Consider the following 24,742-nt stretch of genomic DNA (forward strand, 5'->3'; position numbering starts at 1 on the left):
ATTATTTTTGTTTTATTTAAAATATTTAATTATTATTTGAATAATAGTTGACTTGATTTAAATAATAATATAGTTATTTAAATAATTTAAATATTATTTAAAACATATTTTAAATAAAAAAATTAAACAAATTGAGACAAAATAAAAATGATAAAAATATATAATAAAAACACAGGAACACGAAAAGAGCTTTTAGGTGATTATAGAGGTTATGTTGTGAGTTCTTTATCAAGTGCAAAGAAAGAGGATTATCCAAAGTTTGATGGATCAATTGGTTTTAGTATTTTTGAAAAAATATACTCACCTAAAACTTCAGGTGTTTACTTCGTGCACGATTTGCGTGGAATTCTTTACATAGGTAAAGCAAAAAATATTTATAGCAGATTTACTCAACATGCCTGGATTAGAAAGAATAAAGCTTTGTTTAAACTTTCACAAAATCCTTTTGGTAAATTAAAATTCAGTTGGGTAAATACTAAGAATGAGGAAGTTGCAGATAAATTTGAAAAAAAATGGATAAGAATATTTAAACCTATCTGCAACGATATATTTTATTTTAAACAATAACAAAAAGGAGAAAACATGTCAGTAGTAATACCAGCAATTAGTGGAAAAATGGGAAACACAAGTTATTTTCAGTGTATGATGAAAGTTGATGAGCTTGTTAGGTCTGTTAGAGCTGCAGCAGAAATCGACGATTGGGCAAATATGTCAATTGGAGACAAAATGCAAAGACAACCTAATATGAAAAGAATAAAAAATCAAATCGCTCCATATTTCAAACAACATAAAGATAGATTTTTTGGATCGATAATGGTCTTGGTTTATAAAGGGAAAGTATCATTTGAAAAATTAAGTGAGTTTAATGCAAAGGTACCTAATGCCTATCAAAGCCAAGGTGATAAAATGGGATTTTTAACAATAGATGGTGGAACTTTAATTGCATTGGATGGTCAACATAGACTGTTAGCACTAAAGGAAGTAATTGATAATCCAACAGAAGGTGATTATTCTGCAGATGTAAGAAACGATGAAGTTTCAGTAATATTTTTAAATCATGAAAGTAGTACTAAAACTAGAAGCATCTTTAATACAGTAAACAAGTATGCAAAACCAACTTCTGCAGGTGATAACATTATAACTAGTGAAGAAGATGGATATGCAATTTTAACCAGACGTTTAATAGAAGTAGACGATGGTGTATTAGCTGAGTCAGTTGTAAACTGGAAGAATAACACCTTAACAGATAAGTCAACGCACTTTACAACAATTAAAATTGTGTATGAAACGGTCAAATTAATGCTTAAGGGATCTAAAGTTCCTGAATATGATTTTGAGCCAACGACTCGACCAAGAGCAGAGGATCTTGATCATGCTTACAATTATGTTTCAGAAATTTGGAAATTAATGATGACTGAAGTTAAGCCTTATAATTTTGTGCTTGAAAACGGAATTGATTTTAGTGAAAAAGTTCAGGAGGCCAGAAGTCCTGAATCAAATAATTCACTTTTATTTAAACCAGCAGCACAAGAAGCTTTTGTAAAAGGAGTATTGGCCGCATGCCAACCACAGGCAGATGATGATGAGCCAGAGCTTACAATTCAAGAAGCTTTTAAAAGAAGTAATAAAATTAGATGGTCTATGAGTGACGACATTTGGCAAAATGTCATTATCAAATCTAGTGGAGCTATTGATGGTGGAGCAGAAGGAAAAAATAGAATGTCATTATTAATATCATGGATGTTATTAGGCAATAAAATGTCAGATGACAAAAAGTTAAAAGTCAGAAAAGCTTTTAACGAAGCTCATGGCATCGATATTGAGCAAAATCCTAATAAGGAAAAATCATTACCTGAGGCTATTAAATAATATTTATGAATAGGAAAAGAGTTGTATTTCGAGGGAAAGTTGATCTCTTAAAAGTTGGTACATTGACTCTTATTCCTGTTGTCTTTCAATGTACCAACACACAACAAATGAATTCCCTAGTAGCTTACGCTTTCTCTACTAGGGAATTAATAAGTTTAAAATATTAAGATTAAATAAAATGAAATATTTCTCTAATAGTTTGATAACATTAAATACAGAAAATATAAAAAATTTTATAAGTACTGCTGGAATGAATACGATAAATAATTTATTAATAAAAATTAGTGAATTAGAATTAACTACACGTACTTCAAATTCATTAGAAATTTTAGGTATAAAAACAATTGCGGATCTAGTTTCGTATACAGAAAACTCTTTACTTAGAACTCCAAATTTTGGTCAAAAATCCCTAAATGAGTTAAAAAATATTTTAGATACATTATCTACCCCTCCAAATGAAACTCTTTATTTAGGTATGGAAATTGACTTTACAGAAATTGAAAATCCTAAAATTAATCAAGAGTTAATTAAATTACATTTAAATAAAGCAGATGATTTTTTAAAAGATAACTTAAAAAAACTACTTCTTCCAATAGATCAAATTGATTTCACTGTTAGGACTGTAAATGTATTAAAAAATGAAAATATAATTTGTATAGGTGATTTGGTTAATATTTCAAAAAAGAATTTGATATCATCACCTAATTTTGGAAGAAAATCATACGATGAAATTGTTTCAGTATTAAAAACTATGTCGTTATCCTTAGAAATGAATATACCTCAATGGCCTGTTGAAAATTATGAAGAGCTAGTAAATAATTATAAACCTTCTTTAGATTTAAAATTTGATTTTGATAGTTTAAAAATATTTCTAAATGAAAAATTTGATAGTAAAGAAAAAATTATTTATGAAAATAGATTTTTAAAAGGTGATACTTTAGATAAACTTGGAAAAAAATTTAATTTAACAAGAGAAAGAATTCGTCAAATTGAATCACGTATGTTTAGAAAAACCTCTAAATATAAAGAAGTTTTCTCTAAATTTTTAAATAGTGAAAGAGAATACATTTTTAAGATCTTATCTAATAATGGAAATTTAATTTCTTATAAATCATTAAAAAACTTTAAAAATAGAAATCCATTATTTATTAAAGAAAAAGATGCTTTAATAAAATTTTGTATTATTGCTAGTTATGAAAATACCACTAACTTTTGCAACATTGAGTACCATGAAGCTATTAAGACTGAATTTAATAAGCATTCAAGATCTGGCAAAATTAACCAATTAAATGCTTGGAGAAAAGAACCAAAGGTTAAAAAAGATACAAAAATTAATAGTGGTATCTTTATATTAAAATAAAAGATTATGAATATTTTTAGCGATATTGGAATTTAAATGTACTTTACAGAAGTTTTAGAATTAGAAGATCAAACGAGCCAAAGCAATTTATCTGATACGATTATTCATAGATACATAGATGTTTCAACTCATCTAATTAATATGGAAGATGTAGTAGCTGCTAGAAAGCTTTTAAGATCAGTTGGCTTTACCAAAAAAAGTGTAGAAAAATTTATTAAGATGGCAAAAGACAATGCTGAACTTAACGTTTCAGAAGATTTTAAATTAATGCTGAAAGGCAAAATTTCTAAGAAATATTTAAACTAATGATTTATTTAAATAGAGATAGAAAAACTAAAGAGTTTAAACCTACTGATGGATTAAAATCAAGAGTTCCAAATCAAAAGTGGAGAATTTACGAACTAAATGAAAAGATCAAACCATTTAGACTAAGTAGAAGTAAATTTTCTGATTTTCTAAATTGTAAAAGATGTTTTTATCTTGAACAAGTAAAGGGACTAAAACCTTTAGATACCATTCCTTTTACTCTTAATAATGCTGTAGATACTTTGTGTAAAAAAGAATTTGATTTTCATAGAGATAACCAAACCCCCCACCCAATAATGGTAAAGAACAATATTAATGCAGTACCTTTTAAACATGAAGATGTTGAGAAATGGCAAGATGCTCTAAGTAGAGGAATTGATTATGTTCACCCAAAATTAAATCTTAAATTGGCTGGTGGTATCGATGATGTTTGGATCAATAAAGATACTAACAAACTAATTATGGCTGATTATAAAGCACAATCAAAAGCTTCGAATAAAAAAATTGAAGGATATTTAGAAGATGTTTATCACGAAGGATATAAACTTCAGCTAGATTTTTATAGATATTTATTTGAAAAGAATGGTTTTGAAGTTCAAACAACAGGATATTTTGTGGTTTATAATGCTACTTTAGAACGAGAAGCTTTTGAAAATAAGTTAGATTTTACAGCTGATCTTGTAGCTTACGAAACAGACACATCTCATATTGAAGATAAGGTAATTGAGATGAAAAAATTAATGGATGGAGGTAAAATTCCAGAAGTAACACCTCATTGTCAAAATTGTAATTACATCATTGCTGGTTCTCAATTTATTAATGGTTAGTAAAAATCTTTTTAAAAACATATTTCAGACTTAGTAGAGCCAAAGATTAATGATTTAAGTAGAATCATGCATTGGATTTCATTCCTTTTCGCCCGTTTACGTTTCTTTTCATTGTTCTCCTCTTTACGTAGACCTCTCGATAAGAGAAGGGGTGAAACCATTACTAACTTTAAACTACTCACCTTAAAAAAAACAACCAACATTAGGAGTTATGATATATGGAAATAAACGGTATTAATAAATACTGTCATGTAAGCGCTTACATTGCTTATGATAACTGCAGCCCAGTTTACAAACAAACCTTCAAGTTTGAACTCAGTCCAAGTACCCATAACAGCATCATTTGGGAGAAAATAATCAAAATACTCAAGAAAAACGGAATAAATGTGGAGCTTAAATCATGAAGCGGTTCTTAATTTTTGTATCAGCTCATTTATTTTTGTTTCTATTAGTAATTGCTTACCAGGCTCAAGCAGATGATGAAGAATGGAATATTAATAGGTATGAAAAGTTAGTTTATGCAAGAGTTTCAGGAGAAGTAACCCACGGAGACTCGCTTAATTTTTTTATACACGTTAATGATGATTGTGATCGTGTGTGGAACAATTTTACATTTTACACTTATGAAAAACCAGGTGATATCAAGCAATTAATAGGTAAACACATCCCAATAAGAATTAATAACCAAGAAGAAACTGCTGAAGTTGAGGCAGTAACACCATTTTTAATGGGTTATCGTGTTTTGTTTTCTATAGGTACTTTTGATCTACAAAAATACATCTACAAATTAAATGATTTTTATAAGGAAGAAAAAAGATTTGAAATTGAAATAATTGATGGTGTTGGTTTTAAAGCTGCTAAATACTTTGACATCCCAAATAATAATTGGAAATTAGATAAACTTGTTCCCTCTGTTTTAGAAGCTCGTAAACTTTGTAAAACAATTGATCAGGTGGGCAGTTAGATAATGTTAAGAATTATCTTACTTATCTTACTGTTATTACCCACAACCTCTAACGCTGATCAAGGTTTAAAAATCTCATGTCTTAATATGAAAGATGTAATCATTGGAAGAAAGCATGATCCTTTAAATTTTACAATGCAAGCTGTAGGGCTTGAATACTTTGATAAAGAAAAGGGTGAATTTGTCATGATTGAAGCTAATAAATTAGATATTGGTGAAAACCAGGTAACTGCAAGATTTGCAGATTATGAATTAGGGTTTCAAATGATTGTGTTTGATGGAGATACAAAACCTAGCATGACCATGTCAAAATACGACTTTAAAAATAATAGGTTCTTAGAGCATTATCAGTGCGATTTTAAAAGTGCAAATATTGAATAAAATTTATGGTAGATCAGTTCTTTCTATGGTGTGTATTAGTCCTTGAAGTAATAGGGGAGGTTACAGGTATGGGTTATGAACTTGCTAACATTGTTATCTTTGTAATTTTACAACCTGGACTAATACTTCTATTTTTTATTCTGTGGAGAAATCAAATAAATAAAAACAATAAATATAAAAAGTTTTATAATCAAAATAATGAAAGATTTAGATAAAAAGCTTAAAATTATTGAACAAGAGACAATTGATGAAAAAATTAGAAAAAAAGCTTTAAGAGCAAAAGCTGAAAACAAGGAATTTAAAATTCATTTAGAATTTATTAACATTTGGGAAAAAGAAGTTTTGTCTAACAAACAATTCATATCAGATCTTGATAAAATTCTTACAAGTTTTAAAAAAATAAGACCAAAAAACAATCGTTACTCATGGAAGTTTTATGCAGGCAATATTGACATTAAAGAAAAGGTCAAAGATGAGGTTGCTTTTTATTTAAATGATCAAAAAATCTCTTTAAATTTAAGTCTTTATGGGAGGCATTCTAAGATTGTGTTGATGGGTGAAAGCTATGAGCTAAAGGATATAGATAAAGCTAAAGATGACTATATACAGTTTGTATTAGATGTTTTTAAAGATGAAGGAGATAATAGTTTTTAATCATTATGTATTTAAAAAGTAAGCTATTTTTAGCTTCAATTATCTTTGTTTTAATTTCAAGTTTTTTAAGAGCTGAAAATGAATTTCCAATGGATGAGGGAATTACTTATGGCAAACTTGATAATGGTTTTACCTATTACATTAGAGAAAATGAAAAACCTGAAGATAAAGTTTATATAAAATTAGTTATTAAAGCTGGCTCCATAATGGAGAAAGAAAATCAATTAGGTCTTGCTCATTTATTAGAGCACATGGCCTTTAATGGTTCTAAAAATTATCCTAAAGATGCACTTGATAAGTTCATGTCCTCAATTGGTCTTGATATTGGTTCACATTATAATGCATCGACCGGACATTTAGAGACGGTTTATGAATATGAAATCCCAAGTGATAATCCTGAAAATATTGCAACCACCATTAAAATTTTAGCAGATATTAGTAATAATTTAACTTTAGAGGACGAAGCCTTTGAAAGAGAGAGAAAGATTGTTGAAGAAGAGTGGCGTAGCAATTTAGGTGCTACTAAAAGATACTTAGATAAATTTTTTCCTTATCTTTACAGAAACTCACTTCTATTAGAAAGACTACCCATCGGTGACATTGAAGTTATTAGAAACTTTAAATACGAAGATGCGAGAGACTATTACCAAAAATGGTATCAGCCTAATTTGATGGGATTATTTGTTATAGGGGATGTTGATGTTAATAAAATAAAGGAATTAATTAAGGAGAGTTTTTCAGAATTTAAAAATAATGAAGTAGAAATACCTAATTACGAAATACCTGACTTTCAAGAAAAGTATTTTTTTAGATACCAAGATAAAGAGACAAAAAGTGTTACTTTTAGTATTTGGGAAAAAACTAAATTTCAAAAATTAAATACATTTAGAAATTATAGAGATAAAAAAATCTATGATTTAATTGAAAATATTTACGATAGACGTATCGAAGAATTATTAGAAAAAAATGAAATAACCTTTTTAGAAAGTGGACTAGGGAGCTATCAAATTTCAGATTTAGATGAGTATAAAATAATTTCAGCTACATTAAATGAAGCAAGTGTTAAAGAAGGCATTATTGATTTTTTAACAATTAATAAGCAAATTGAAAAGTTTGGTTTTCTTAATTCAGAACTAGATTTAGCTAAAAAAAATTACTTAAGAAACATAGAACAAAACATTATTAATAGAGAAACCCGTAGTTCTAAAAGCTTTGCTAATGAATACCAGAGACATTTTTTAGATGATGAAATGATCAGTTCTTCTGAAGATGAATTAAAATTTACCAAAGAGATAATGCCTTCTATTACAGTTAAAGATTTAAATGATTATTTTAAAAACTATATAAAGGCTAAAAATCAAATTATTCAAATTAATGCACCAAGTTATATTAAAAACCTTCCTGATGAAGCTGAGATAAAAGAACTATATGCAGAAGTAGAAAATAAAGATATCGAGCCTTACGATTTTGTACTCAAAGAAGTTAAATTAATTAAGGAAGATCTAGTTGGCTCTAAGATTGTTAAGAGATCAAAGTACCCTAATACAGGTGTTATCAAATTAACCTTAGCTAATGGTCCTGAAGTTTATTTAAAGAAAACAGATTTTAAAAAAGATGAAATAAGAATTAGAGGTTACAGTTCAGGTGGATCTTCACAAGCAAGTGATGATATTTATCCCTCTGCAAAATATACCAGTGGTATCTTATCTATTGCAGACATTGGTGAATTAACCGTTAGTGAAAAACAAAATCTTTATCCTACAGACTTTGTAGATTTATTTACTTTTATAAATGGTCAAGAAGAAGGAGTTAAAGGGTATTCAACTAATGAATATTTAGAGACAATGTTTGAACTTTTATACTTAAACTTCACAGATTTAAGAATTAATCAAACTCATGTAGATATTTTTAAAGAAGATAAAATTAGCCAATATAATATTAAAAAAGAAGACCCTACTCATGCTTCTAATTTAGAATATAGGGCAAAGCTTTATCAAAATCATCCTAGAATGAAGTTTCCAACAGATAAGTTTTATAATCAAATAAACCTTAAAGATGTGCAAGATTTCTATATTGACCGATTTAAAGACGGTGGCAATTTCAATTTTGTAATTGTTGGAGATTTTGAATTTAATGAAATTGAAGTTTTAATCGAAAAATATATAGGCAGTCTTCCAAAGTTAGATAGAAAAGATGGTTATATTGATCGTGGTGTAAGAATAAATTTAGGTTCTGAAGAGATTAAGTATGAACAAGAGAATCCAAAAAAAGCTTATATAAATAGATTATATCATAAAAAATTTAATAACACGATCAAGGAAAAATATAAAACTAACTTGTTACATTCAATTGTTGACAAAATATTTTTTGACCAAATAAGGGAAAAAGATAATTTAGTTTATTCAATATCAGCTAATTATTATGACAGTGTATACAAACCAATTGAACTTATAAGTTATTATATGAGCTATGGGGCCGATCCCAAAAATGTTGAAGAAATTAATAAAAAAATAAATATTATTTTAGATGAGGTTAAAAAAGGTAACTTTGATCTTAAATTATTTGAAAATAAAAAATTAACTTTAATTAATGATTATAAGACTAGCTTAAAATCTAATTCGACTTGGTTAAATGCTATTCATTCTGCAGATAAAAATAACCTTTATTTAGAAAGATTAATGAACATAGAGACTATTATTAAAAGCATTAGTAAAAGAGAGATAGTTCAACTTGCGAACAAGCATTTTGATGGAATATATTTTAGTGATATCCAGTTAATTTCTGAGTAATTACTCAATGTCAAGAATTACTCATTTTCAGAAACAAAGATTATTACACCAAGTAAGTTAAAAACTAATCATTCTTACTTGGAGCAAAAAGTAGGTAGAGTTGAAATATTAAATTTATAATTGGTATTATGACAAGGATCGCTAATATCTTTTCTTTTTTAAGATCATTTAATCTTCTACAAGTATTCGCCATTTGTAAGTAAGCATAAAAAATTAATGTTAAGATTATGTGTAAATAGAAAAAGATAGGAGAGTGTAAATTAAAACTCGAAAAAATTGACCAAATAATTTGACGAAAAATTGCACTCAAAATAAACACTACTATTGATCCGCTTAAATAGTCCATCCTTCCTGCTTTTATTGAAAAAGATAAAAGATCAGAAAAACTACTAGAAATTTTTTCTACAAAAGTCATTTTATATTAACAACTGTACTAGTTATTTTTAAAAATGGAATGGGAATTCACGGAAGCAAGAGACATTGAAAGTACATTGAAGTGGACTATTTTTTGACCTCAAATTCGGAAGCAACCGACATTGAATAATTGATATTCAATGTCAAGATTTACTCAATATTAGAAGCAAAGAATATAATAAGTTCTGGTATTCAAAATAAATATTAGATAAGATTTTATTATGAAAAATCAAAAACCTTCATTTGCAAATATTATAATCATTGTAGCAATAATCGGCATTACAATATTAACTATGACAGGATATCTATCAATAATTGGATGGGTATTTCTTTCTCTTTATGCTGTATTTCCATATTTGGTATCTAAAATTGCAAAAAAGAAAAATAGGAATGTATTTGCTTGGACAATAATGTCAATTCTAACTAACCCTCTGATCGTATGGGTTATTATAAATATACTAAGTGATAATAATGTGGGCAAAAAGAAAAGAAGACGAAAATAATAATTTCTAAATTGCATTAGACTAGGACACTAGCGATGGATCAGATACTACCTGTAGTTTATATGATAGGAGTGCTTCTGTTAATTCTTCCTGCTTTTTTACAATCAAACTCTATAATAAAACAATTCTTATCAAATCTCACTATTTGGATTATCGTAGTGCTTATAATTTTAACAATAATTTACATATTTAAATAATGAATAAAATTGTAAGTGGTTTAATAGGGGGTCTTATTTTGTGGTCAGTTTTAAATTTTGTAGTGAAACCATTGGTTGAAGGAAAAAAGAATAATAACTCTATTGAAACTTTTGAAAAATTAAAAGAAAAAAACCAACCTAATGAGTGCAGACTTTTTATGATGTCTATTCAGGAATGTAACTTTTTTAAAGAAAGTGGAGAATTACCTGAAAGAGTTAAAAAAAAAATTGAGTCAATAACTAAAATAGAAAACAAATAGTAAGTATATGAAAAAAATATCTTTAATAATCTTTTTTTTATTAACTTTTCAAAATTTATCATATTCAGATACAATCTCAGAGTATGAAGAAGCAGGTCTAAAATTAGGAAAAAGTGTTACAGAAATAATGACTATAGATGAGGTAATAGAGAATATTGTACAAAAAGAAGATGAAAAATATGTGACAGTGGAATATGTTCCCGATACATCTATTTATCCAAATCTGGATTTTGACTATTATCTTATAACATTCGATATGAGAAATGAAGATTTGAAGATAGTAAGTTTTACTGCGATGGAATATTTCCCAAATAACTTTGAAGATTGTATGAAAAAACAAAAAATCTATGCAAATAAATTTGAGAGAATTTTTAGGATAAAAAAAGAAGTACACCCTATAAAGGATTTTTCAGATAAATACGGTCCAGGTAGTAAATGGAGTGCTATAATTTTTGAATATCCAGTTAAAGCGAATACCGCTTCTGTACTTTGTTATCATTATGGAGATTCCCCAGAAATAAATAATTTAAAAATTAATGTTCTTTCAAGAGAGTATGCTGACTCAATAACTGTTAATTAGAATTAATCAGGAATAAAAAAAACCCCCGAAACTTTCATTCCGAGGGTTTAAATTTTTCTAGGTAACTAGATAGTTTGGAATGGTTTTACATGTCCATTCCACCCATAATTTACATTGAATGTATTAAAGAAGAGTGTATGTTGATTAAAGGTAAGTTTTTATAATATATTAAGGATTAATATATATACTTTTTGTTAATAACTTTCTGAGAGTATATTTACTAATCCTTAATGTTAATTCTGACGAAGCCTTAATAACTTTTCTAGGTTATTAAGAATGTTAGAATAATTTTCATAAATATTTACCTATAAAATAAACTTAAAGAACAAAGGTTTATCTTGGTAATGAGAAAGTTAATTTTTAATAGATTTCATTTTTGTACCAAATAATCCTCTGTTTCAGAAAGAGGTAATATGAGTAAGAAAAAGATTACAAAACTACAATGCAGTGAAGAACATAATAAATTGATACAACTGTTCTATGAAAACAGCCCTGAAGAGAGACAAAAGCTATTAACTAACATTGATACCGTGTTGTGTTCTATGCTAGATTTAGAATATAATGATTTACCTTGGCTTAATCCCAATCAACACAATCACAAATGGGAAAAAATCATGACTAATCTTAGGTTGGTGGTAGGTAAAATAGAATTTGAAGCCGCACAAAAAGCAAGGTCGGTACATTAATGAAAAAAAAATTTGTTTTAAGTAAACGTGAGAAAGTACTTTGGTTAAAAGTAAATGCTATAAATCCAGACACAATGCATAAAGATGGTCCAACTAGTTGGGAATTAGCTGCTATAATTCATGAAGCTTCTAGAAAGGATTATCAATATAAATTTAGTGAAGAAATGATGTCTGATTTAATAGTTGGCTCATATAAAAACAATTTGAATATATCTCCAAATAAAAAACTTGATAAAAAAGAAGGCTTAGAAGACTTTATAATAGCATCACTAGAATTTTTAAAAGTTTATAAATCTTCAACAACACATGAAAATTTTATTAATTTAATTAGAAAACTCACTCACATTTATAAAGATGATGTTAAAAAATAAATAAAAAAAATGATAAATGGCCTATCCTAATCTAGAACGATCAAACTTGCTCCCTGATCATATGTTTTTTCAATTTGATTGTGGAGATTTATGGATAAGAAAAAATGTTAATTTTCAAGATGACCTTGATATATGTTTTAAAAAGGTTGTTTTGCCATCAATATTAGATTTAGCTAATAATGAAATTGCAAATTTTACATGGGCTATGAGATATACAGTCCCTTTTTTAAAGCAAATTAAAGGTCTTAAGAATAATCAAAATTATAAAATTATAGAAGAGACAGAAATTACAAATAAAGGAGAGATTAAAAATGATAATCATAATGAAAATTTCATAGACCCAATTAATTTTGATGGAAAAACACTTACTATGATTGATGATATTTTTTTATTTCCACCAGAATTAATAATTGGATTAATTATAAAATTTAAAGAAGTTGAAAATATATCTCTTTTGATGACTAAAATGAGAGGTGGTTTTTTAGAAATGTCTGATGATGAAGATGATTACATTAATAAAGCTCTTAAAAATCTAAATTGGTGGACTTGTAATATGAATATAGATGATAAAAATTTTATTGAAGATCTAAAAATAATTAAAAAAGGTATTAATTCATCAATCAAATTTGATTTTACTTGTTTTCCTGATGAAGAAATTAAAAAATTAGATGAATTGTTAAAAAATAAATGAAATATAGCACTTTAAAATCCTAGACTATTAAACGTAGGGAAACTTGGCTCTTCTAGGTTTTTTATAAAAAAAAGAGATAGGGAGTATTACTAGAAATAAAGACGGTACATGAAATTAACGGAGACTACCGTTAAGACAATAACTAGTAAATATAGGGATATATAATCTTTTGGGGTCATCATTTGTTATTTTCACATTCCTCTGTTGCAAATGCAGTTAGCTCCATGATCTCTTCAGGTGTTTTACTAAAGACTTCATCGATTTGTTTGTCATTGAATTTAGCGCTTAATTTATCAATTGTGCACTGACAGTATACTTTAGCATTTTCGTTACCTAAATATTGCTTAGAGTTAGTGTAACAACCAATGTATAATTCCTTCTCATATTCAGGGCTTAGAGCATGACTTTTAGAGGTAAATAGGAGGATAAAGATTAGTAAATATTTATATTTTTTGATCATATTCACCAACTTTGCCAGTTTTTTGTAAAAGGTCATCAATAAAATCAAAGATCTTTTTCTTTCTCTCATTCGATGTTGGGCTTTCAGTTACAATCACAAGGGATGGTTTATTAGATGAAGCTCTAATTAACCCCCATGAACCATCTTTAAAAGAAAATCTGATACCATTCACGGTTAAGACTTCACTTATCTCTTGATCATCAATTTTAGTTTGATTATCTTTTAATTCATTTACTTGTTTAACCAACTCTTCAACTACTTGATATTTTTCTTCATCTTTACAAAAAGGTGCCATGGTTGGTGTTTGAAAAGTATTAGGCAGTTCTTTTATAATCTCATTCATAGATTTGTTTTCATTATCTAATAAATGGCACACTTGAATTGCAGAATTTATTCCATCATCATAACCAAAACCTAAAGGTTGGTTAAAGAAAAAGTGCCCACTTTTCTCAAATCCAGCTAATGCTTTTTCGGTATTAACTTTTCTTTTAATGTGAGAATGCCCCGTCTTCCAATAAATGGTTTGACAGTTATTCTCACTTAAAACTTTATCAGTTGCATACAGTCCTGTTGATTTAACATCGACAATAAACTTAGAATTTTTATGAGTTTTAGATAAGTTTCTTGCAATCAATAATCCAATTTTATCTGAAAAGATTTCATCTCCAATGTTGTCTATCACACCAACTCTGTCACCATCACCATCAAAGCCAAAACCAATATCAGCATTATTATCTTTTACAGCTTTTGCGATTGCATGTAACATTTCTAAATCTTCTGGATTTGGATTATATTTTGGAAAAGTCCAATCAAGATCACAATCAAGCTCAATTACTTCACAACCAATTCCTCTTAAAATTTCAGGGGCAAATATTCCAGCCGTCCCATTACCACATGCAACAACTGCTTTAATTTTTTTTGTTATTTTATTTTTATTTATTAAATCATCTTTATAAATTTGTTGAAAACCTTCTATTTGTTTTTCAACTCCTTCGCCTTTTATGAAATTTTCATTTAAAGTTATTTCTTTTAATTCTTTCATCTCTTCAGGTGCATGGGTTAAACCTTTTTTGATACCCATTTTAACTCCAGTCCAACCATTTTCATTGTGACTAGCGGTTACCATTGCAACAGCATCAGCATCTAAATTAAATTGTGCAAAATAAACAGTAGGGGATAATGATAAACCGATGTCTTCAACATTACATCCTGTTGAAAGCAGACCTTTTTTAAGTGCTGATTTTATTTCTTCACTGTAAGATCTATAATCATGACCAACAATTACTCTTGGATTCGCTTTTTTTGTATGTTTTATAATTTGAGTACCTAAACCTTTGCCTAGATTCTCTATTCCGATTCTGTTTATGTCCTTCTCATACAACCACCTCGCGTCATACTCCCTGAAGCCATATGGATCTATTTTTAATTCTGTTGTCATTGCTTATGTTTCTACAATCAATTTAATTTTTTTATTGATATTTTTTTTATATGTTCTATAAACGTTCTGTTGAATAAAGATTTATATGGTGTATCAATGGTTTCAGCATACAACATGTAGTTGTTTTGTTAAAAAAACTTAAAAAACTTAAAAATTATGAACAAAATTCTATCACAGGCACTCAAGAAAGCTGTCTCCGAGTATAGCCCAGATAATAGCGAACTTTCAAAAAATAAAGGACCAGATTTATTTTCACTTAGCAATGACACTGAACTTTTTCAAAATGAAAAAGGTATCATTATTAAAATTGATAGATCAAGAGACAATAAATTAACAGACTTTGGTAGAGCAACTTTAAAAGATCGTTACTTGGGTCATAACGAATCTTACCAAGATTTATTTGCTCGTGTTGCAAGTTCATACGCCGATGACAATTTACATGCACAAAGAATTTATAACTACATTAGTAATTTATGGTTCATGCCAGCAACTCCAGTTTTATCAAACGGGGGAACTAAAAGAGGTTTACCCATTTCATGTTTTTTAAATGAAGCATCAGATAGTTTAAATGGAATACTTGATCTATGGAGTGAGAACGTTTGGTTAGCTGCTAAAGGTGGTGGGATCGGAAGTTACTGGGGTAATCTTAGATCTATTGGAGAAAAAATTGGTAAAGTTGGAAAGACATCAGGAATAATTCCTTTCATTAAAGTAATGGACTCGTTAACGATGGCAATTAGCCAAGGTTCATTAAGAAGAGGATCGGCTGCTTGTTATCTTCCAATTGAACATCCTGAAATTGAAGAATTTATTGAAATGAGAAGACCTACAGGTGGAGATCCTAATAGAAAAGCCTTAAACCTTCATCATGGTGTTTTAGTATCCGATGCATTTATGAGAGCGGTTGAAACAGATGGGCAGTGGGCACTAAAAAGTCCTGCTGATGGAACTGTACAACAAACGATCTCTGCAAGAAATTTATGGATTAGATTATTAACTGCAAGAATTGAAACGGGTGAACCTTATATTATCTATATCGATACAGTTAACAGACAAATTCCACAACACCATAAGTTAGCAAATCTAACTGTTAAAACTTCTAACCTTTGTAGTGAGATTACATTACCTACAGGAATAGATAAAAACGGCAGAGATAGAACTGCTGTATGTTGTTTATCATCTTTAAACTTAGAAAAGTATGATGAGTGGAAAGACGATAACGTTATGATCAATGATGTTATGAGATTTTTAGATAATGTATTAACTGATTTTATTGAAAGAGCTCCAGAGCAATTTGATGATGCAAAATATTCTGCTGAAAAAGAAAGAAGTGTTGGTCTAGGTGTTATGGGTTTCCATTCTTATTTGCAGAAACATAGTATTCCACTTGAGTCAGTTATGAGTAAAGCTTGGAATAAAAAGATATTCAAACATATTCAAGAACATGTTGATCAAGCCTCAAAAGATTTAGCTGATGAAAGAGGAGCTTGTCCAGATGCTGCAGATTATGGTTATAATGAAAGATTTTCTAACAAAACTGCGATTGCACCCACAGCTTCTATTTCTATTATCTGTGGTGGAGCATCCCCTGGAGTAGAGCCAGTTGCAGCAAATAGTTACACGCACAAAACTTTATCTGGATCATTTAATGTTAGAAATAGATACTTAGTAGAATTATTAGAAAAACATGGAAAAAATACTGATGATGTTTGGTCTGGTATTACAACAAACCAAGGATCTGTTTCTCATTTAGATTTTTTAACTGATTTAGAAAAAGATGTTTTCAAAACTGCTTTTGAGTTGGATCAAAAATGGATTATTGAGTTAAGTGGAGATAGAACGCCGTATATTTCTCAAGCTCAATCAATTAACTTATTCGTGCCAGCTGATATTCACAAAAGAGAATTACACAAAATTCATTTTGATGCTTGGAAAAAAGGTTTAAAGAGCCTTTATTACTGTAGATCAAAATCAATTCAACGTGCAGAAAATGTTAATGACACTAAAGCAACAGATGTTAACGCAAACGTTTACAAATCAAAACCACAAACAACTGAACAACCAGAATACGAGGAGTGCCTATCATGTCAGTAGAAAAAATGAATACTAAAATTATTCAACCACCAAAAGAGGAAATAGTTAAACCCCAAAAAATGGGACTACTAGTTGAAAACCCTGTTTACAAACCTTTTAGATATCCATGGTGTTATGATGCTTGGTTAACTCAACAAAGAATTCATTGGTTACCGGAGGAAGTGCCTCTTGGTGATGATGTTAGAGATTGGCAGAAAAATTTAACTCAATCTGAAAAAAATTTATTAACACAAATTTTTAGATTTTTTACTCAAGCCGATGTTGAAGTGCAAAATTGTTATTTAAGACATTATACAACTGTATTTAAACCTACAGAAGTTTTAATGATGATGACTGCTTTTGCTTCAATGGAAACAGTTCATATCGCTGCTTACTCTCATTTACTTGATACGATTGGAATGCCGGAGTCTGAATATTCTGCGTTCATGAAATATAAAGAGATGAAAGATAAATACGATTACATGCAAAATTTTGACATGAGTTCAAAAAAAGATATTGCATTAACGGTAGCTGTATTTAGTGCGTTCACTGAAGGCTTACAATTATTTGCAAGTTTTGCAATCTTACTTAACTTCCCAAGACATAATAAAATGAAAGGGATGGGCCAAATTGTTACTTGGTCTGTAAGAGATGAAACGTTGCACTGTAACTCTATGATTAGATTGTTTAAAGAGTTCATTCATGAGAACCCAGAAATCTGGACTCCTGAATTAAAAGCAGAACTTTATAAAGCATGTAGAACAATCATTGAGCATGAGGATGCTTTCATTGATTTAGCTTTTGAAATGGGTCCTATGCAAGGTCTTACAGCACAAGATGTAAAACTTTATATAAGATTTATTGCTAATAGAAGATTATCTCAGCTTGGATTAGAGCCAATTTACGATGTGGATAAAAATCCGCTTACTTGGTTAGATTCTATGTTGAATGCAGTTGAACACATGAACTTCTTCGAAGGTCGTTCTACTGAATATTCTAAAGCAGCAACTCAAGGAACTTGGACAGAAGCTTTTAGTTAAGTTCGATTTTACCAAATTAAGATTTAAAGGGATGGTATTTACTGTCCCTTTTTTTTATCTGTATAAAAATTAGATAGTCTTGAGATAAGTTTTTTAAAATTATCTTTGATTTAATTGAATAACTTTTCTGTGCTTACTACCTTTATAACTTGCAAGAGGTCTAATTAATTTATTAGCAGCATGTTGCTCCATAATATGCGCTGACCAACCCGTAATTCTTGAAATTACAAATATTGGGGTAAAGAAATCAGTATCAAATCCCATTAAATGGTAAGTTGGACCTGTTGGGTAATCAACATTTGGATAAATATTCTTTTCTTTAATCATTACCTTTTCAACAATGTCATAAATTTTTTCAAATGTTTTGTCTTTTTTAATAATAGCTACTCTTTTAAAATATTCTCTCATAGTTGGAACTCTTGAGTCTCCACTTTTGTAAACTCTATGACCAAATCCCATCACTACATCTTTGTTTTTAAGAGCCTTCGTAATCCATTTTAAAGCATTCTCAGGTTTTTTAATTTTCTTCATCATGTGCATTACTTCTTCATTCGCACCACCATGAAGAGGACCTTTTAAACTAGCGATCGCACCTGTGATTGCTCCATGAATATCAGATAAACTACTGGTAATAGTTCTTGCAGTAAATGTTGATACGTTAAAACTATGCTCAGCGTATAAAATTAGTGATACATCGAAAGCTTTAACAATTTCTTTTTCAGGAACTTTTCCAAAACACATATGGAAAAAATTTCCAGAAAAAGTAAGATTTTTCTTTGGAGCTATAATTTTTTTCCCTTTTCGAACTCTGTAAAAAGCTGCTAAGGCAGTAGGTGTTTTTGCAAGAATTCTAATCGCCTTTCTTAAATTTGCTTTTGGAGAGCTGTCTTTAGTTTCTTTGTCTTCAAGACCCATGACGCTAACAGCTGTTCTTGCAACATCCATTGGATGAGAATTTTTAGGAATTTTTTTTAAAATATTTAATAAATTTTTTGATAAAGTTATTTCTTTAGATAATTCTTTCTTAAATTCTTTTAATTGTTTTTTATTAGGCAATTCTTTATTTAAAATTAAGTAAGCAACCTCTTCAAAATCACATCTTGCACATAAATCTTGAGCTGCATAACCTCTATAAGTAAGAGAATTGATTTCTGGCATAACTTTTGAAATTTCTGTTTCATCAACAACTATCCCTAGTAAACCTTTTTTAATATCATCACTCATTATTCATGTCCTTCCGTACTAAAGTTATAAATTTTTTCATCTAACGAATTGTACTTTTCATATTCTACTAACTCGTAAAGTCTTTTTCTAGTTTGCATTTTATCAATAATGTTGTTCTGATGTCCATTCACAAAAATGTCTCTAAGACCATCTTCTACATTTTTCATAGCCAATCTTTGTGTGGTTACTGGATAAATCACAATATTATACCCAAAATTTTCTAATTCTTTGTAATTGAATAACTTAGATTTTCCAAATTCTGTCATATTCGCTAACAAGTAACAGGACAGTTCTTTTCTAACTTTTTCAAAATCTTTTTCATCCTGTAAAGCTTCTGGGAAAATAATTTCTGCTCCAGCATCAATATATGCCTTACATCTATCAATCATCTTATCTATTCCCTCAACTCCTTTAGCATCAGATCTTGCTATAATTTTAAAATTTTCATCTTGTTTTGCAGCAACACATTCTTTAATTTTCTTAACCATTGCTTCAGTTGAAATTAATTCTTTGTTATCTAAGTGACCACATCTTTTTCGTTCTACTTGATCTTCTAAGTGAACTGCTGACACCCCAAATTCTTCAAAAGTTTTAATAGTTTCTTCACAAGACTTAAAACCAGTATCAATATCAACGATGGTAGGTAAACTTGTAACTCTAGATATTAAATAAGATCTAGTACTCACATCTTGCAGCGTAGTTAAACCTATATCTGGAAATCCTAAATCATTAGCCATAACTCCACCTGATACGTAAACAGCGTCATACCCAATTTCTTCAATTAGTTTTGCTGTTAGTGGGTTATAAGCACCTGGCACTCTTAAAATTTTATTTGATTTTAATTTACTGACAAAGTCAGCTCTTTTTTGACTGGGCTCTTTTTCTACAAAATGCACTAAAAAATTCCTTGTTTTGTATTTTTCTTTATCTGACTTCTTTTAACCTGGATGTTTAATTTATTTAACTCTCCAGCTTTCAGGTTTTTAAGATTTTGAACAACTTTCAAGAAACGAGCACTCTCTTTCTTATCTAGAATACCATCTGTTAACGTTAAAAACTTATTTATATAATTTTGTCTTTTAAATGGACGTGCTCCATATGGATGAGCATCTGCTCTATCTAATTGTTCTGTAATTTTTTTACCATTATTTAAAGTAACTACAACTCTTGCACCAAATGATTTATTTTTTGGATTAGGATCGTGATATTTTTTAGTCCATTTTTTATCTTCAAACGTCGTAATTGATTTCCAAATTTTTATAGTGCTTTTTCTATTAGCTCTTTGTTTGGTATATGATTTAACATGGTGCCAATCAGCATCCTCAAGTGCTACTGCAAAAATGTACATAATAGAGTGATCAAGTGTTTCTCTACTTGCATTTGGATCCATTTTTTGTGGATCATTTGCACCAGTTCCAATTACGTAATGAGTGTGATGACTTGTGTGAATATCAATTTTTTTAATTTGATTTAAATTAGGAATTTTCTTATTAAGTTTTTTAGCAATATCTATTAGTGCTTGAGACTGATACTCAGCTGAATATTCTTTTGTATAGGTCTCAAGTATCGCTTTCTTAGATTCTTTTTTCTTAGGAAGAGGAACATTGTATAAAGCTTTCTTCCCATCTAATATTCTAGCTATAACACTGTCTTCTCCTTCATAAATAGGACTTGGAGCACCTTCACCACGCATTGCTCTATCAACTGCTTCAATTGCAAGTTTACCAGCATGAGCAGGGGCGTAAGCTTTCCAACTAGAGATTTCACCTTTTCTAGATTGTCTTGTTGAAACTGTTGTATGTAGAGCTTGTTGAACTGCTTGATAAATTGTTTCAGTGTTGAGTTTTAACATTGCACCCAAACCTGCAGCAACACTTGGTCCTAAGTGTGCTATGTGATCTATTTTATGTTTATGCAAACAAATTCCTTTAACTAAATTAACTTGAACTTCATAACCAGTGATAATTCCTCTTAACAAATCTAGTCCACTTTTTTTAGTTTGTTGAGCAACACTTAAGATGGGTGGAATGTTATCTCCAGGGTGACTGTAATCTTCTGCTAAAAAAGTATCATGAAAATCAAGCTCTCTAACAGCTGTTCCATTTGACCAAGCAGCCCATTCACAATCAAATTTTAATTTTGAATCAATACCAAATAAATTCGCACCATTTTTTCTAGGATGTTTTAAGGCCATTTCCCTTGAAGAGATAACCGCTTTTCTATTTAAAGAAGCAATGGCAACTGAAGCATTATCAATTATTCTATTAATAACCATCTCAATGGCTGCCTTATCTAACTTTGCATTATCAGAGGCAATTTCAGCAATTTTCCATGCTAATTGATTTTTTTTAGGTAAATTAATTTTTGATGGGTAAACTTTAACTTTATGTGAAATCATTAGGCCTCCTTAATTGTGCAAACCTATTAATAGTAAGAAAAAAAATTAAATCAATCTTTTAAGTAAGCTGAAACTATTTTTTCAACACCAATAAAGTCTTTTATTAAATGATTATGGTAAATTTCATTAGAATTTTTTTCTGTATAACCATTTTCTAATAAAATAACAGGAACAGAGGCAGCCTTTGCTGCATTTGCATCAGTTTCACTATCACCAAACATTAGAGATTTTTTTACATCACCCCCGATGATTTCAATAATACTTGTTATATGTCTTGGATCGGGTTTGCAATAATCAAAAGTATCTGAACCAGCAACGTACTCAAAGTAATCATAAATTCCAATTTTTTTTAAAAGATCTATTGCTAAGTGTTCTTGTTTATTAGTACAAACTGCCATTGAAATTTCTTTTTCTCTACACCATTTTAGAAATTCTTTTACCCCGTTAATAAGTGTGCTTTCTTTAATGATATTTTTTCCATAAAAATTAACAAAATCTTTAACCATTTCAGCTTTAATTTTTTGATCATCAATTTTACCAAACTCTTTTTTTGCTTGTCCCCATATAGATCTACCAATCATCGCACCAGCGCCTTGACCTACTAAATTTCTAATGTCAGCAGTAGATTTGGTAGGGTAACCATATTTTCTCATTACATGATTATGAGCATTCATTAAATCAGGAGCGGTATCGACTAATGTTCCATCTAGGTCAAATAATATTGAGTATTTTTGAGTCATTAATAAAGTATTTTTAAGAAATAAATTGTGAATTAAGCTATCTATACACTTAATATAAAAATATTTCCAGATGAAACAAATAAATTCTAATACTGAACAAGAAAAACTTCGTAAATTTTTTATAAAGTCTGGAGTAAAGATGATTGGTCCTGAAACTATTTTTTTTTCAAAAGATACAAAGGTTGGAAAAAACGTTACTATTAATCCATATGTTGTCATCGGGCCAAAAGTTAAAATTGGAAATAATGTAACTATCAATTCATTTTCACATTTAGAAGATTGTAAAATAAAAAATAAAGTTGAAGTTGGACCTTATGCACGATTAAGACCAGGAACTATTCTTGAAGAAGGATCAAAAATTGGAAATTTTGTAGAAGTTAAGAAAAGTACAGTTGGAAAAAAATCAAAAATAAATCATTTATCGTACGTTGGCGATAGTGAATTGGGTAAAGGTGTTAATCTTGGAGCTGGTACAATTACCTGTAATTATGATGGTGTTAAAAAAAGTAAAACAAAAATTAGAGATAATGTATTTATAGGATCTAACTCATCATTAGTTGCACCAATTACTCTTGAAAAAAATAGTATTGTTGGGGCAGGATCAGTTATTACAAAGAAAGTTAAAAAAAATTCATTAGCTTTAACTAGAAGCGCTCAAACAGAAGTTAAAAACTACAAAAGAAGAACAAAATAAAATGTGTGGAATAATAGGTATAGCTAGTAATAAACCGGTTTCATCTACAATTATTAATTCTCTTAGAAAATTAGAATATAGAGGATACGACTCTGCAGGAATTGCCACATTATCAAATGGAATTGTAAGTGAAGCAAAATCAGAAGGTAGAGTTGATATTTTAGAAAAAAATCTTGCTGTTAAGAATATGTCAGGCGCTATTGGAATTGGACATGTTAGATGGGCAACGCACGGTATTCCAAATACTATTAATGCACATCCACATTCTTCAGAGAGTGTATCAGTTGTGCATAATGGGATTATTGAAAATTCTACACTTTTAAAAAAGCATTTAATAAACAAGGGTCATGTATTTAAATCTCAAACAGATACTGAGGTAATTGTTCATTTAATAACAGAGTATTTAAAAGAATTAGATTTAAAAGAGGCAATTATTGAAACTCTTAAGCAATTACATGGAAGTTTTGCTTTAGGTATAATTTTTAAAGATCAACCAGATCTTATAGTAGGTGCTAGAAGAGGGTCTCCACTTGCAGTTGGTTATGGTCCTAACGAAAATTATCTAGGCTCAGACTCTTATGCTTTAAAATCGATGACTAACAAAATTTCATATTTAAATGATGGAGATTTTTGTATTATAAAAAAAGACCAGGTTGAGTTTTTTGATGAAGAAGGCTTAAAAGTTAATAAGAAAGTTTTAGAATTATCTTCAAAAGAACAGGATTATGACAAAGGTGATTTTAAACATTTTATGGCAAAAGAGATTGAAGAACAGCCAACAACATTAAAGAACTGTATAAAAGAGTATGTTGATACAATTAACAACGACATCAACATCTATAATTTTCCATGGGATATTAAAGAAATTTCTTCAGTTACTTTAATTGGTTGTGGTACAGCTTACCATTCTTGCTTAATGGCAAAGTATTGGTTTGAAGAAAATACTACACTTGATGTAACAATTGATATTGCATCTGAGTTTAGATACCGAAAAAATAGATTTAAAGATGATAATTTATATATTTTTGTTTCTCAGTCTGGTGAAACAGCAGATACTTATGCGGCTCTAGATTTATGTAATAAAAATAATATGAAAACTTGCAGTGTAGTTAATGTTATAGAAAGCTCTATTGCAAGAGATTCTAACTTTGTTTTACCCATTCATTGTGGGCAAGAAATTGGTGTTGCATCCACAAAAGCTTTTATGGGTCAAATGCTGGTTCTTTATATCTTAGTATTAAAATTAGGAATTTTAAGAAAAGACTTGGATAAAGATTTATATTTAAACAAAATTAAAGACTTAAAGTTATTACCTAAGTTAGTCGAGCAAACTTTACTAACAGAAAGTAAAATCCAGACAGTCTCAAGCTCATTTACTGATGCAAAAGGTTCGATGTTTTTAGGTAGAGGCTTTTCTTACCCAATTGCATTAGAAGGAGCCTTAAAATTAAAGGAATTAGCTTACGTTCATGCCGAAGGATATCCAGCAGGTGAGATGAAACATGGGCCATTAGCTTTAATTGAAGATGGAATGCCAGTTGTTGTCTTAGCTCCAAGAGATAATTATTATAAAAAAACAATTTCTAATATGCAGGAAGTAATAGCAAGAGGGGCTAAAGTTTTATTGATTACTAACAAGAGCAAAGACGAAGTTTTTTCAGAAAATATTTGGGAAACAGTATTAGTTGAAAGTGCCAATGATGACTTGTTGCCTTTTTTATTAACTGTTCCATTGCAAAAATTAGCTTATTATTCAGCTCTTAAAAAAGGGTATGACATTGATAAACCTAGAAATTTAGCAAAATCAGTCACAGTTGAATAAT

The 24,742-nt window shown here is 29.2% G+C and carries 27 protein-coding genes; 20 read left to right on the forward strand and 7 right to left on the reverse strand.

Going from position 1 to position 24,742, the window contains the following annotated elements; genetic code table 11:
• Positions 1-147: 147 nt before the first annotated feature.
• From AC5SMR_RS02280 to AC5SMR_RS02325, 10 genes are all read left to right on the forward strand, one after another.
• A complete protein-coding gene (locus AC5SMR_RS02280) occupies positions 148-567 on the forward strand; it encodes a GIY-YIG nuclease family protein (RefSeq protein ID WP_494577220.1) in 420 nt (139 codons plus the stop codon).
• 15 nt (positions 568-582) lie between these two features.
• Positions 583-1,869 carry a DGQHR domain-containing protein gene (locus AC5SMR_RS02285; protein WP_494577221.1) on the forward strand — a complete coding sequence of 429 codons (1,287 nt, stop codon included), beginning with the start codon at positions 583-585 and terminating at the stop codon, positions 1,867-1,869.
• A gap of 178 nt (positions 1,870-2,047) precedes the next feature.
• Positions 2,048-3,229, forward strand: coding sequence for a DNA-directed RNA polymerase subunit alpha C-terminal domain-containing protein (locus tag AC5SMR_RS02290; RefSeq protein ID WP_494577222.1), 1,182 nt, complete (start codon positions 2,048-2,050; stop codon positions 3,227-3,229).
• Positions 3,230-3,265: 36 nt separating this feature from the next.
• Positions 3,266-3,535 carry a hypothetical protein gene (locus AC5SMR_RS02295; RefSeq protein WP_494577223.1) on the forward strand — a complete coding sequence of 90 codons (270 nt, stop codon included), beginning with the start codon at positions 3,266-3,268 and terminating at the stop codon, positions 3,533-3,535.
• Positions 3,535-4,362 (forward strand): PD-(D/E)XK nuclease family protein, encoded by an 828-nt coding sequence (locus AC5SMR_RS02300; protein WP_494577224.1) that lies wholly within the window; start codon positions 3,535-3,537, stop codon positions 4,360-4,362. Before AC5SMR_RS02295 ends, AC5SMR_RS02300 begins: the two co-directional genes overlap by 1 nt.
• Before the next feature lie 400 nt (positions 4,363-4,762).
• Positions 4,763-5,326: a hypothetical protein gene (locus AC5SMR_RS02305; RefSeq protein ID WP_494577225.1), complete on the forward strand. Its 564-nt coding sequence runs from the start codon at positions 4,763-4,765 to the stop codon at positions 5,324-5,326.
• Between the two features lie 3 nt (positions 5,327-5,329).
• Positions 5,330-5,707, forward strand: coding sequence for a hypothetical protein (locus AC5SMR_RS02310; RefSeq protein ID WP_494577226.1), 378 nt, complete (start codon positions 5,330-5,332; stop codon positions 5,705-5,707).
• Between the two features lie 5 nt (positions 5,708-5,712).
• Positions 5,713-5,922: a hypothetical protein gene (locus AC5SMR_RS02315; RefSeq protein ID WP_494577227.1), complete on the forward strand. Its 210-nt coding sequence runs from the start codon at positions 5,713-5,715 to the stop codon at positions 5,920-5,922.
• Positions 5,906-6,361 (forward strand): hypothetical protein, encoded by a 456-nt coding sequence (locus AC5SMR_RS02320; RefSeq protein WP_018414208.1) that lies wholly within the window; start codon positions 5,906-5,908, stop codon positions 6,359-6,361. The genes AC5SMR_RS02315 and AC5SMR_RS02320 overlap by 17 nt, the downstream gene beginning before the upstream one ends.
• Before the next feature lie 5 nt (positions 6,362-6,366).
• The gene (locus AC5SMR_RS02325; protein WP_494577228.1) at positions 6,367-9,150 is read left to right on the forward strand and encodes a M16 family metallopeptidase; all 2,784 of its coding nucleotides are present in this window, start codon (positions 6,367-6,369) and stop codon (positions 9,148-9,150) included.
• Between the two features lie 64 nt (positions 9,151-9,214).
• On the opposite strand, the gene AC5SMR_RS02330 is transcribed toward AC5SMR_RS02325, so the two are convergent.
• Positions 9,215-9,565, reverse strand: coding sequence for a DUF805 domain-containing protein (locus AC5SMR_RS02330; RefSeq protein WP_494577229.1), 351 nt, complete (start codon positions 9,563-9,565; stop codon positions 9,215-9,217).
• Positions 9,566-9,785: 220 nt separating this feature from the next.
• On the opposite strand from AC5SMR_RS02330, the gene AC5SMR_RS02335 reads away from it, so the two are divergent.
• The 6 genes from AC5SMR_RS02335 to AC5SMR_RS02360 all read left to right on the forward strand — a co-directional run bounded on the left by AC5SMR_RS02335 (position 9,786) and on the right by AC5SMR_RS02360 (position 12,852).
• Entirely contained in the window at positions 9,786-10,067 is a 282-nt protein-coding gene (locus AC5SMR_RS02335) for a hypothetical protein (RefSeq protein ID WP_494577230.1), read from the forward strand.
• 196 nt (positions 10,068-10,263) lie between these two features.
• Positions 10,264-10,524 carry a hypothetical protein gene (locus AC5SMR_RS02340; protein ID WP_494577231.1) on the forward strand — a complete coding sequence of 87 codons (261 nt, stop codon included), beginning with the start codon at positions 10,264-10,266 and terminating at the stop codon, positions 10,522-10,524.
• Positions 10,525-10,531: 7 nt separating this feature from the next.
• Positions 10,532-11,104, forward strand: a complete 573-nt coding sequence (locus tag AC5SMR_RS02345) for a hypothetical protein (protein ID WP_494577232.1) — start codon at positions 10,532-10,534, stop codon at positions 11,102-11,104.
• 413 nt (positions 11,105-11,517) lie between these two features.
• A complete protein-coding gene (locus AC5SMR_RS02350; RefSeq protein ID WP_494577233.1) occupies positions 11,518-11,790 on the forward strand; it encodes a hypothetical protein in 273 nt (90 codons plus the stop codon).
• Positions 11,790-12,161: a hypothetical protein gene (locus AC5SMR_RS02355; protein ID WP_494577234.1), complete on the forward strand. Its 372-nt coding sequence runs from the start codon at positions 11,790-11,792 to the stop codon at positions 12,159-12,161. The genes AC5SMR_RS02350 and AC5SMR_RS02355 overlap by 1 nt, the downstream gene beginning before the upstream one ends.
• A 61-nt stretch (positions 12,162-12,222) precedes the next feature.
• Complete coding sequence (locus AC5SMR_RS02360) at positions 12,223-12,852, forward strand: hypothetical protein (RefSeq protein ID WP_494577235.1); 630 nt, start codon at positions 12,223-12,225, stop codon at positions 12,850-12,852.
• A 178-nt stretch (positions 12,853-13,030) separates the two neighbouring features.
• Here the strand turns inward: AC5SMR_RS02360 and AC5SMR_RS02365 are convergent, their stop codons facing one another.
• Together AC5SMR_RS02365 and AC5SMR_RS02370 are read right to left on the reverse strand one after the other, a co-directional pair.
• Positions 13,031-13,312, reverse strand: coding sequence for a hypothetical protein (locus tag AC5SMR_RS02365; protein WP_494577236.1), 282 nt, complete (start codon positions 13,310-13,312; stop codon positions 13,031-13,033).
• On the reverse strand, positions 13,296-14,750 hold the full coding sequence (locus AC5SMR_RS02370; RefSeq protein ID WP_494577237.1) for a phosphomannomutase/phosphoglucomutase: 1,455 nt from the start codon (positions 14,748-14,750) through the stop codon (positions 13,296-13,298). Before AC5SMR_RS02370 ends, AC5SMR_RS02365 begins: the two co-directional genes overlap by 17 nt.
• A 156-nt stretch (positions 14,751-14,906) precedes the next feature.
• Between AC5SMR_RS02370 and AC5SMR_RS02375 the strand changes: the two genes are divergently transcribed.
• Positions 14,907-16,844 carry a ribonucleoside-diphosphate reductase subunit alpha gene (locus tag AC5SMR_RS02375; protein ID WP_271626259.1) on the forward strand — a complete coding sequence of 646 codons (1,938 nt, stop codon included), beginning with the start codon at positions 14,907-14,909 and terminating at the stop codon, positions 16,842-16,844.
• A gap of 5 nt (positions 16,845-16,849) precedes the next feature.
• Positions 16,850-17,863, forward strand: coding sequence for a ribonucleotide-diphosphate reductase subunit beta (locus tag AC5SMR_RS02380; RefSeq protein WP_011282174.1), 1,014 nt, complete (start codon positions 16,850-16,852; stop codon positions 17,861-17,863).
• Between the two features lie 99 nt (positions 17,864-17,962).
• Here the strand turns inward: AC5SMR_RS02380 and AC5SMR_RS02385 are convergent, their stop codons facing one another.
• From AC5SMR_RS02385 to AC5SMR_RS02400, 4 genes are read right to left on the reverse strand one after another with little or no spacing between them, the layout of a single operon-like run.
• Complete coding sequence (locus AC5SMR_RS02385) at positions 17,963-19,087, reverse strand: bifunctional 2-methylcitrate synthase/citrate synthase (protein ID WP_494577238.1); 1,125 nt, start codon at positions 19,085-19,087, stop codon at positions 17,963-17,965.
• Positions 19,087-19,983 (reverse strand): methylisocitrate lyase, encoded by an 897-nt coding sequence (gene prpB, locus AC5SMR_RS02390; protein ID WP_006996772.1) that lies wholly within the window; start codon positions 19,981-19,983, stop codon positions 19,087-19,089. The genes AC5SMR_RS02385 and prpB overlap by 1 nt, the downstream gene beginning before the upstream one ends.
• Positions 19,983-21,485, reverse strand: coding sequence for an MmgE/PrpD family protein (locus AC5SMR_RS02395; protein WP_494577239.1), 1,503 nt, complete (start codon positions 21,483-21,485; stop codon positions 19,983-19,985). The genes prpB and AC5SMR_RS02395 overlap by 1 nt, the downstream gene beginning before the upstream one ends.
• A 50-nt stretch (positions 21,486-21,535) precedes the next feature.
• A complete protein-coding gene (locus AC5SMR_RS02400; RefSeq protein WP_494577240.1) occupies positions 21,536-22,225 on the reverse strand; it encodes an HAD-IA family hydrolase in 690 nt (229 codons plus the stop codon).
• 70 nt (positions 22,226-22,295) lie between these two features.
• Between AC5SMR_RS02400 and AC5SMR_RS02405 the strand changes: the two genes are divergently transcribed.
• On the forward strand, positions 22,296-22,919 hold the full coding sequence (locus AC5SMR_RS02405) for a DapH/DapD/GlmU-related protein (RefSeq protein ID WP_494577241.1): 624 nt from the start codon (positions 22,296-22,298) through the stop codon (positions 22,917-22,919).
• Position 22,920: 1 nt separating this feature from the next.
• On the forward strand, positions 22,921-24,741 hold the full coding sequence (gene glmS, locus AC5SMR_RS02410) for a glutamine--fructose-6-phosphate transaminase (isomerizing) (RefSeq protein WP_494577242.1): 1,821 nt from the start codon (positions 22,921-22,923) through the stop codon (positions 24,739-24,741).
• Position 24,742: the final 1 nt, after the last annotated feature.

It is taken from the genome of Candidatus Pelagibacter sp. PS_28 (assembly GCF_059417885.1).

Coding starts and splice junctions, on each gene's coding strand:
- AC5SMR_RS02280 (WP_494577220.1), top strand. CDS start 148: ATGATAAAAATATATAATAAAAACACAGGAACACGAAAAGAGCTTTTA.
- AC5SMR_RS02285 (WP_494577221.1), top strand. CDS start 583: ATGTCAGTAGTAATACCAGCAATTAGTGGAAAAATGGGAAACACAAGT.
- AC5SMR_RS02290 (WP_494577222.1), top strand. CDS start 2,048: ATGAAATATTTCTCTAATAGTTTGATAACATTAAATACAGAAAATATA.
- AC5SMR_RS02295 (WP_494577223.1), top strand. CDS start 3,266: ATGTACTTTACAGAAGTTTTAGAATTAGAAGATCAAACGAGCCAAAGC.
- AC5SMR_RS02300 (WP_494577224.1), top strand. CDS start 3,535: ATGATTTATTTAAATAGAGATAGAAAAACTAAAGAGTTTAAACCTACT.
- AC5SMR_RS02305 (WP_494577225.1), top strand. CDS start 4,763: ATGAAGCGGTTCTTAATTTTTGTATCAGCTCATTTATTTTTGTTTCTA.
- AC5SMR_RS02310 (WP_494577226.1), top strand. CDS start 5,330: ATGTTAAGAATTATCTTACTTATCTTACTGTTATTACCCACAACCTCT.
- AC5SMR_RS02315 (WP_494577227.1), top strand. CDS start 5,713: ATGGTAGATCAGTTCTTTCTATGGTGTGTATTAGTCCTTGAAGTAATA.
- AC5SMR_RS02320 (WP_018414208.1), top strand. CDS start 5,906: ATGAAAGATTTAGATAAAAAGCTTAAAATTATTGAACAAGAGACAATT.
- AC5SMR_RS02325 (WP_494577228.1), top strand. CDS start 6,367: ATGTATTTAAAAAGTAAGCTATTTTTAGCTTCAATTATCTTTGTTTTA.
- AC5SMR_RS02330 (WP_494577229.1), bottom strand. CDS start 9,565: ATGACTTTTGTAGAAAAAATTTCTAGTAGTTTTTCTGATCTTTTATCT.
- AC5SMR_RS02335 (WP_494577230.1), top strand. CDS start 9,786: ATGAAAAATCAAAAACCTTCATTTGCAAATATTATAATCATTGTAGCA.
- AC5SMR_RS02340 (WP_494577231.1), top strand. CDS start 10,264: ATGAATAAAATTGTAAGTGGTTTAATAGGGGGTCTTATTTTGTGGTCA.
- AC5SMR_RS02345 (WP_494577232.1), top strand. CDS start 10,532: ATGAAAAAAATATCTTTAATAATCTTTTTTTTATTAACTTTTCAAAAT.
- AC5SMR_RS02350 (WP_494577233.1), top strand. CDS start 11,518: ATGAGTAAGAAAAAGATTACAAAACTACAATGCAGTGAAGAACATAAT.
- AC5SMR_RS02355 (WP_494577234.1), top strand. CDS start 11,790: ATGAAAAAAAAATTTGTTTTAAGTAAACGTGAGAAAGTACTTTGGTTA.
- AC5SMR_RS02360 (WP_494577235.1), top strand. CDS start 12,223: ATGTTTTTTCAATTTGATTGTGGAGATTTATGGATAAGAAAAAATGTT.
- AC5SMR_RS02365 (WP_494577236.1), bottom strand. CDS start 13,312: ATGATCAAAAAATATAAATATTTACTAATCTTTATCCTCCTATTTACC.
- AC5SMR_RS02370 (WP_494577237.1), bottom strand. CDS start 14,750: ATGACAACAGAATTAAAAATAGATCCATATGGCTTCAGGGAGTATGAC.
- AC5SMR_RS02375 (WP_271626259.1), top strand. CDS start 14,907: ATGAACAAAATTCTATCACAGGCACTCAAGAAAGCTGTCTCCGAGTAT.
- AC5SMR_RS02380 (WP_011282174.1), top strand. CDS start 16,850: ATGAATACTAAAATTATTCAACCACCAAAAGAGGAAATAGTTAAACCC.
- AC5SMR_RS02385 (WP_494577238.1), bottom strand. CDS start 19,087: ATGAGTGATGATATTAAAAAAGGTTTACTAGGGATAGTTGTTGATGAA.
- AC5SMR_RS02395 (WP_494577239.1), bottom strand. CDS start 21,485: ATGATTTCACATAAAGTTAAAGTTTACCCATCAAAAATTAATTTACCT.
- AC5SMR_RS02400 (WP_494577240.1), bottom strand. CDS start 22,225: ATGACTCAAAAATACTCAATATTATTTGACCTAGATGGAACATTAGTC.
- AC5SMR_RS02405 (WP_494577241.1), top strand. CDS start 22,296: ATGAAACAAATAAATTCTAATACTGAACAAGAAAAACTTCGTAAATTT.
- glmS (WP_494577242.1), top strand. CDS start 22,921: ATGTGTGGAATAATAGGTATAGCTAGTAATAAACCGGTTTCATCTACA.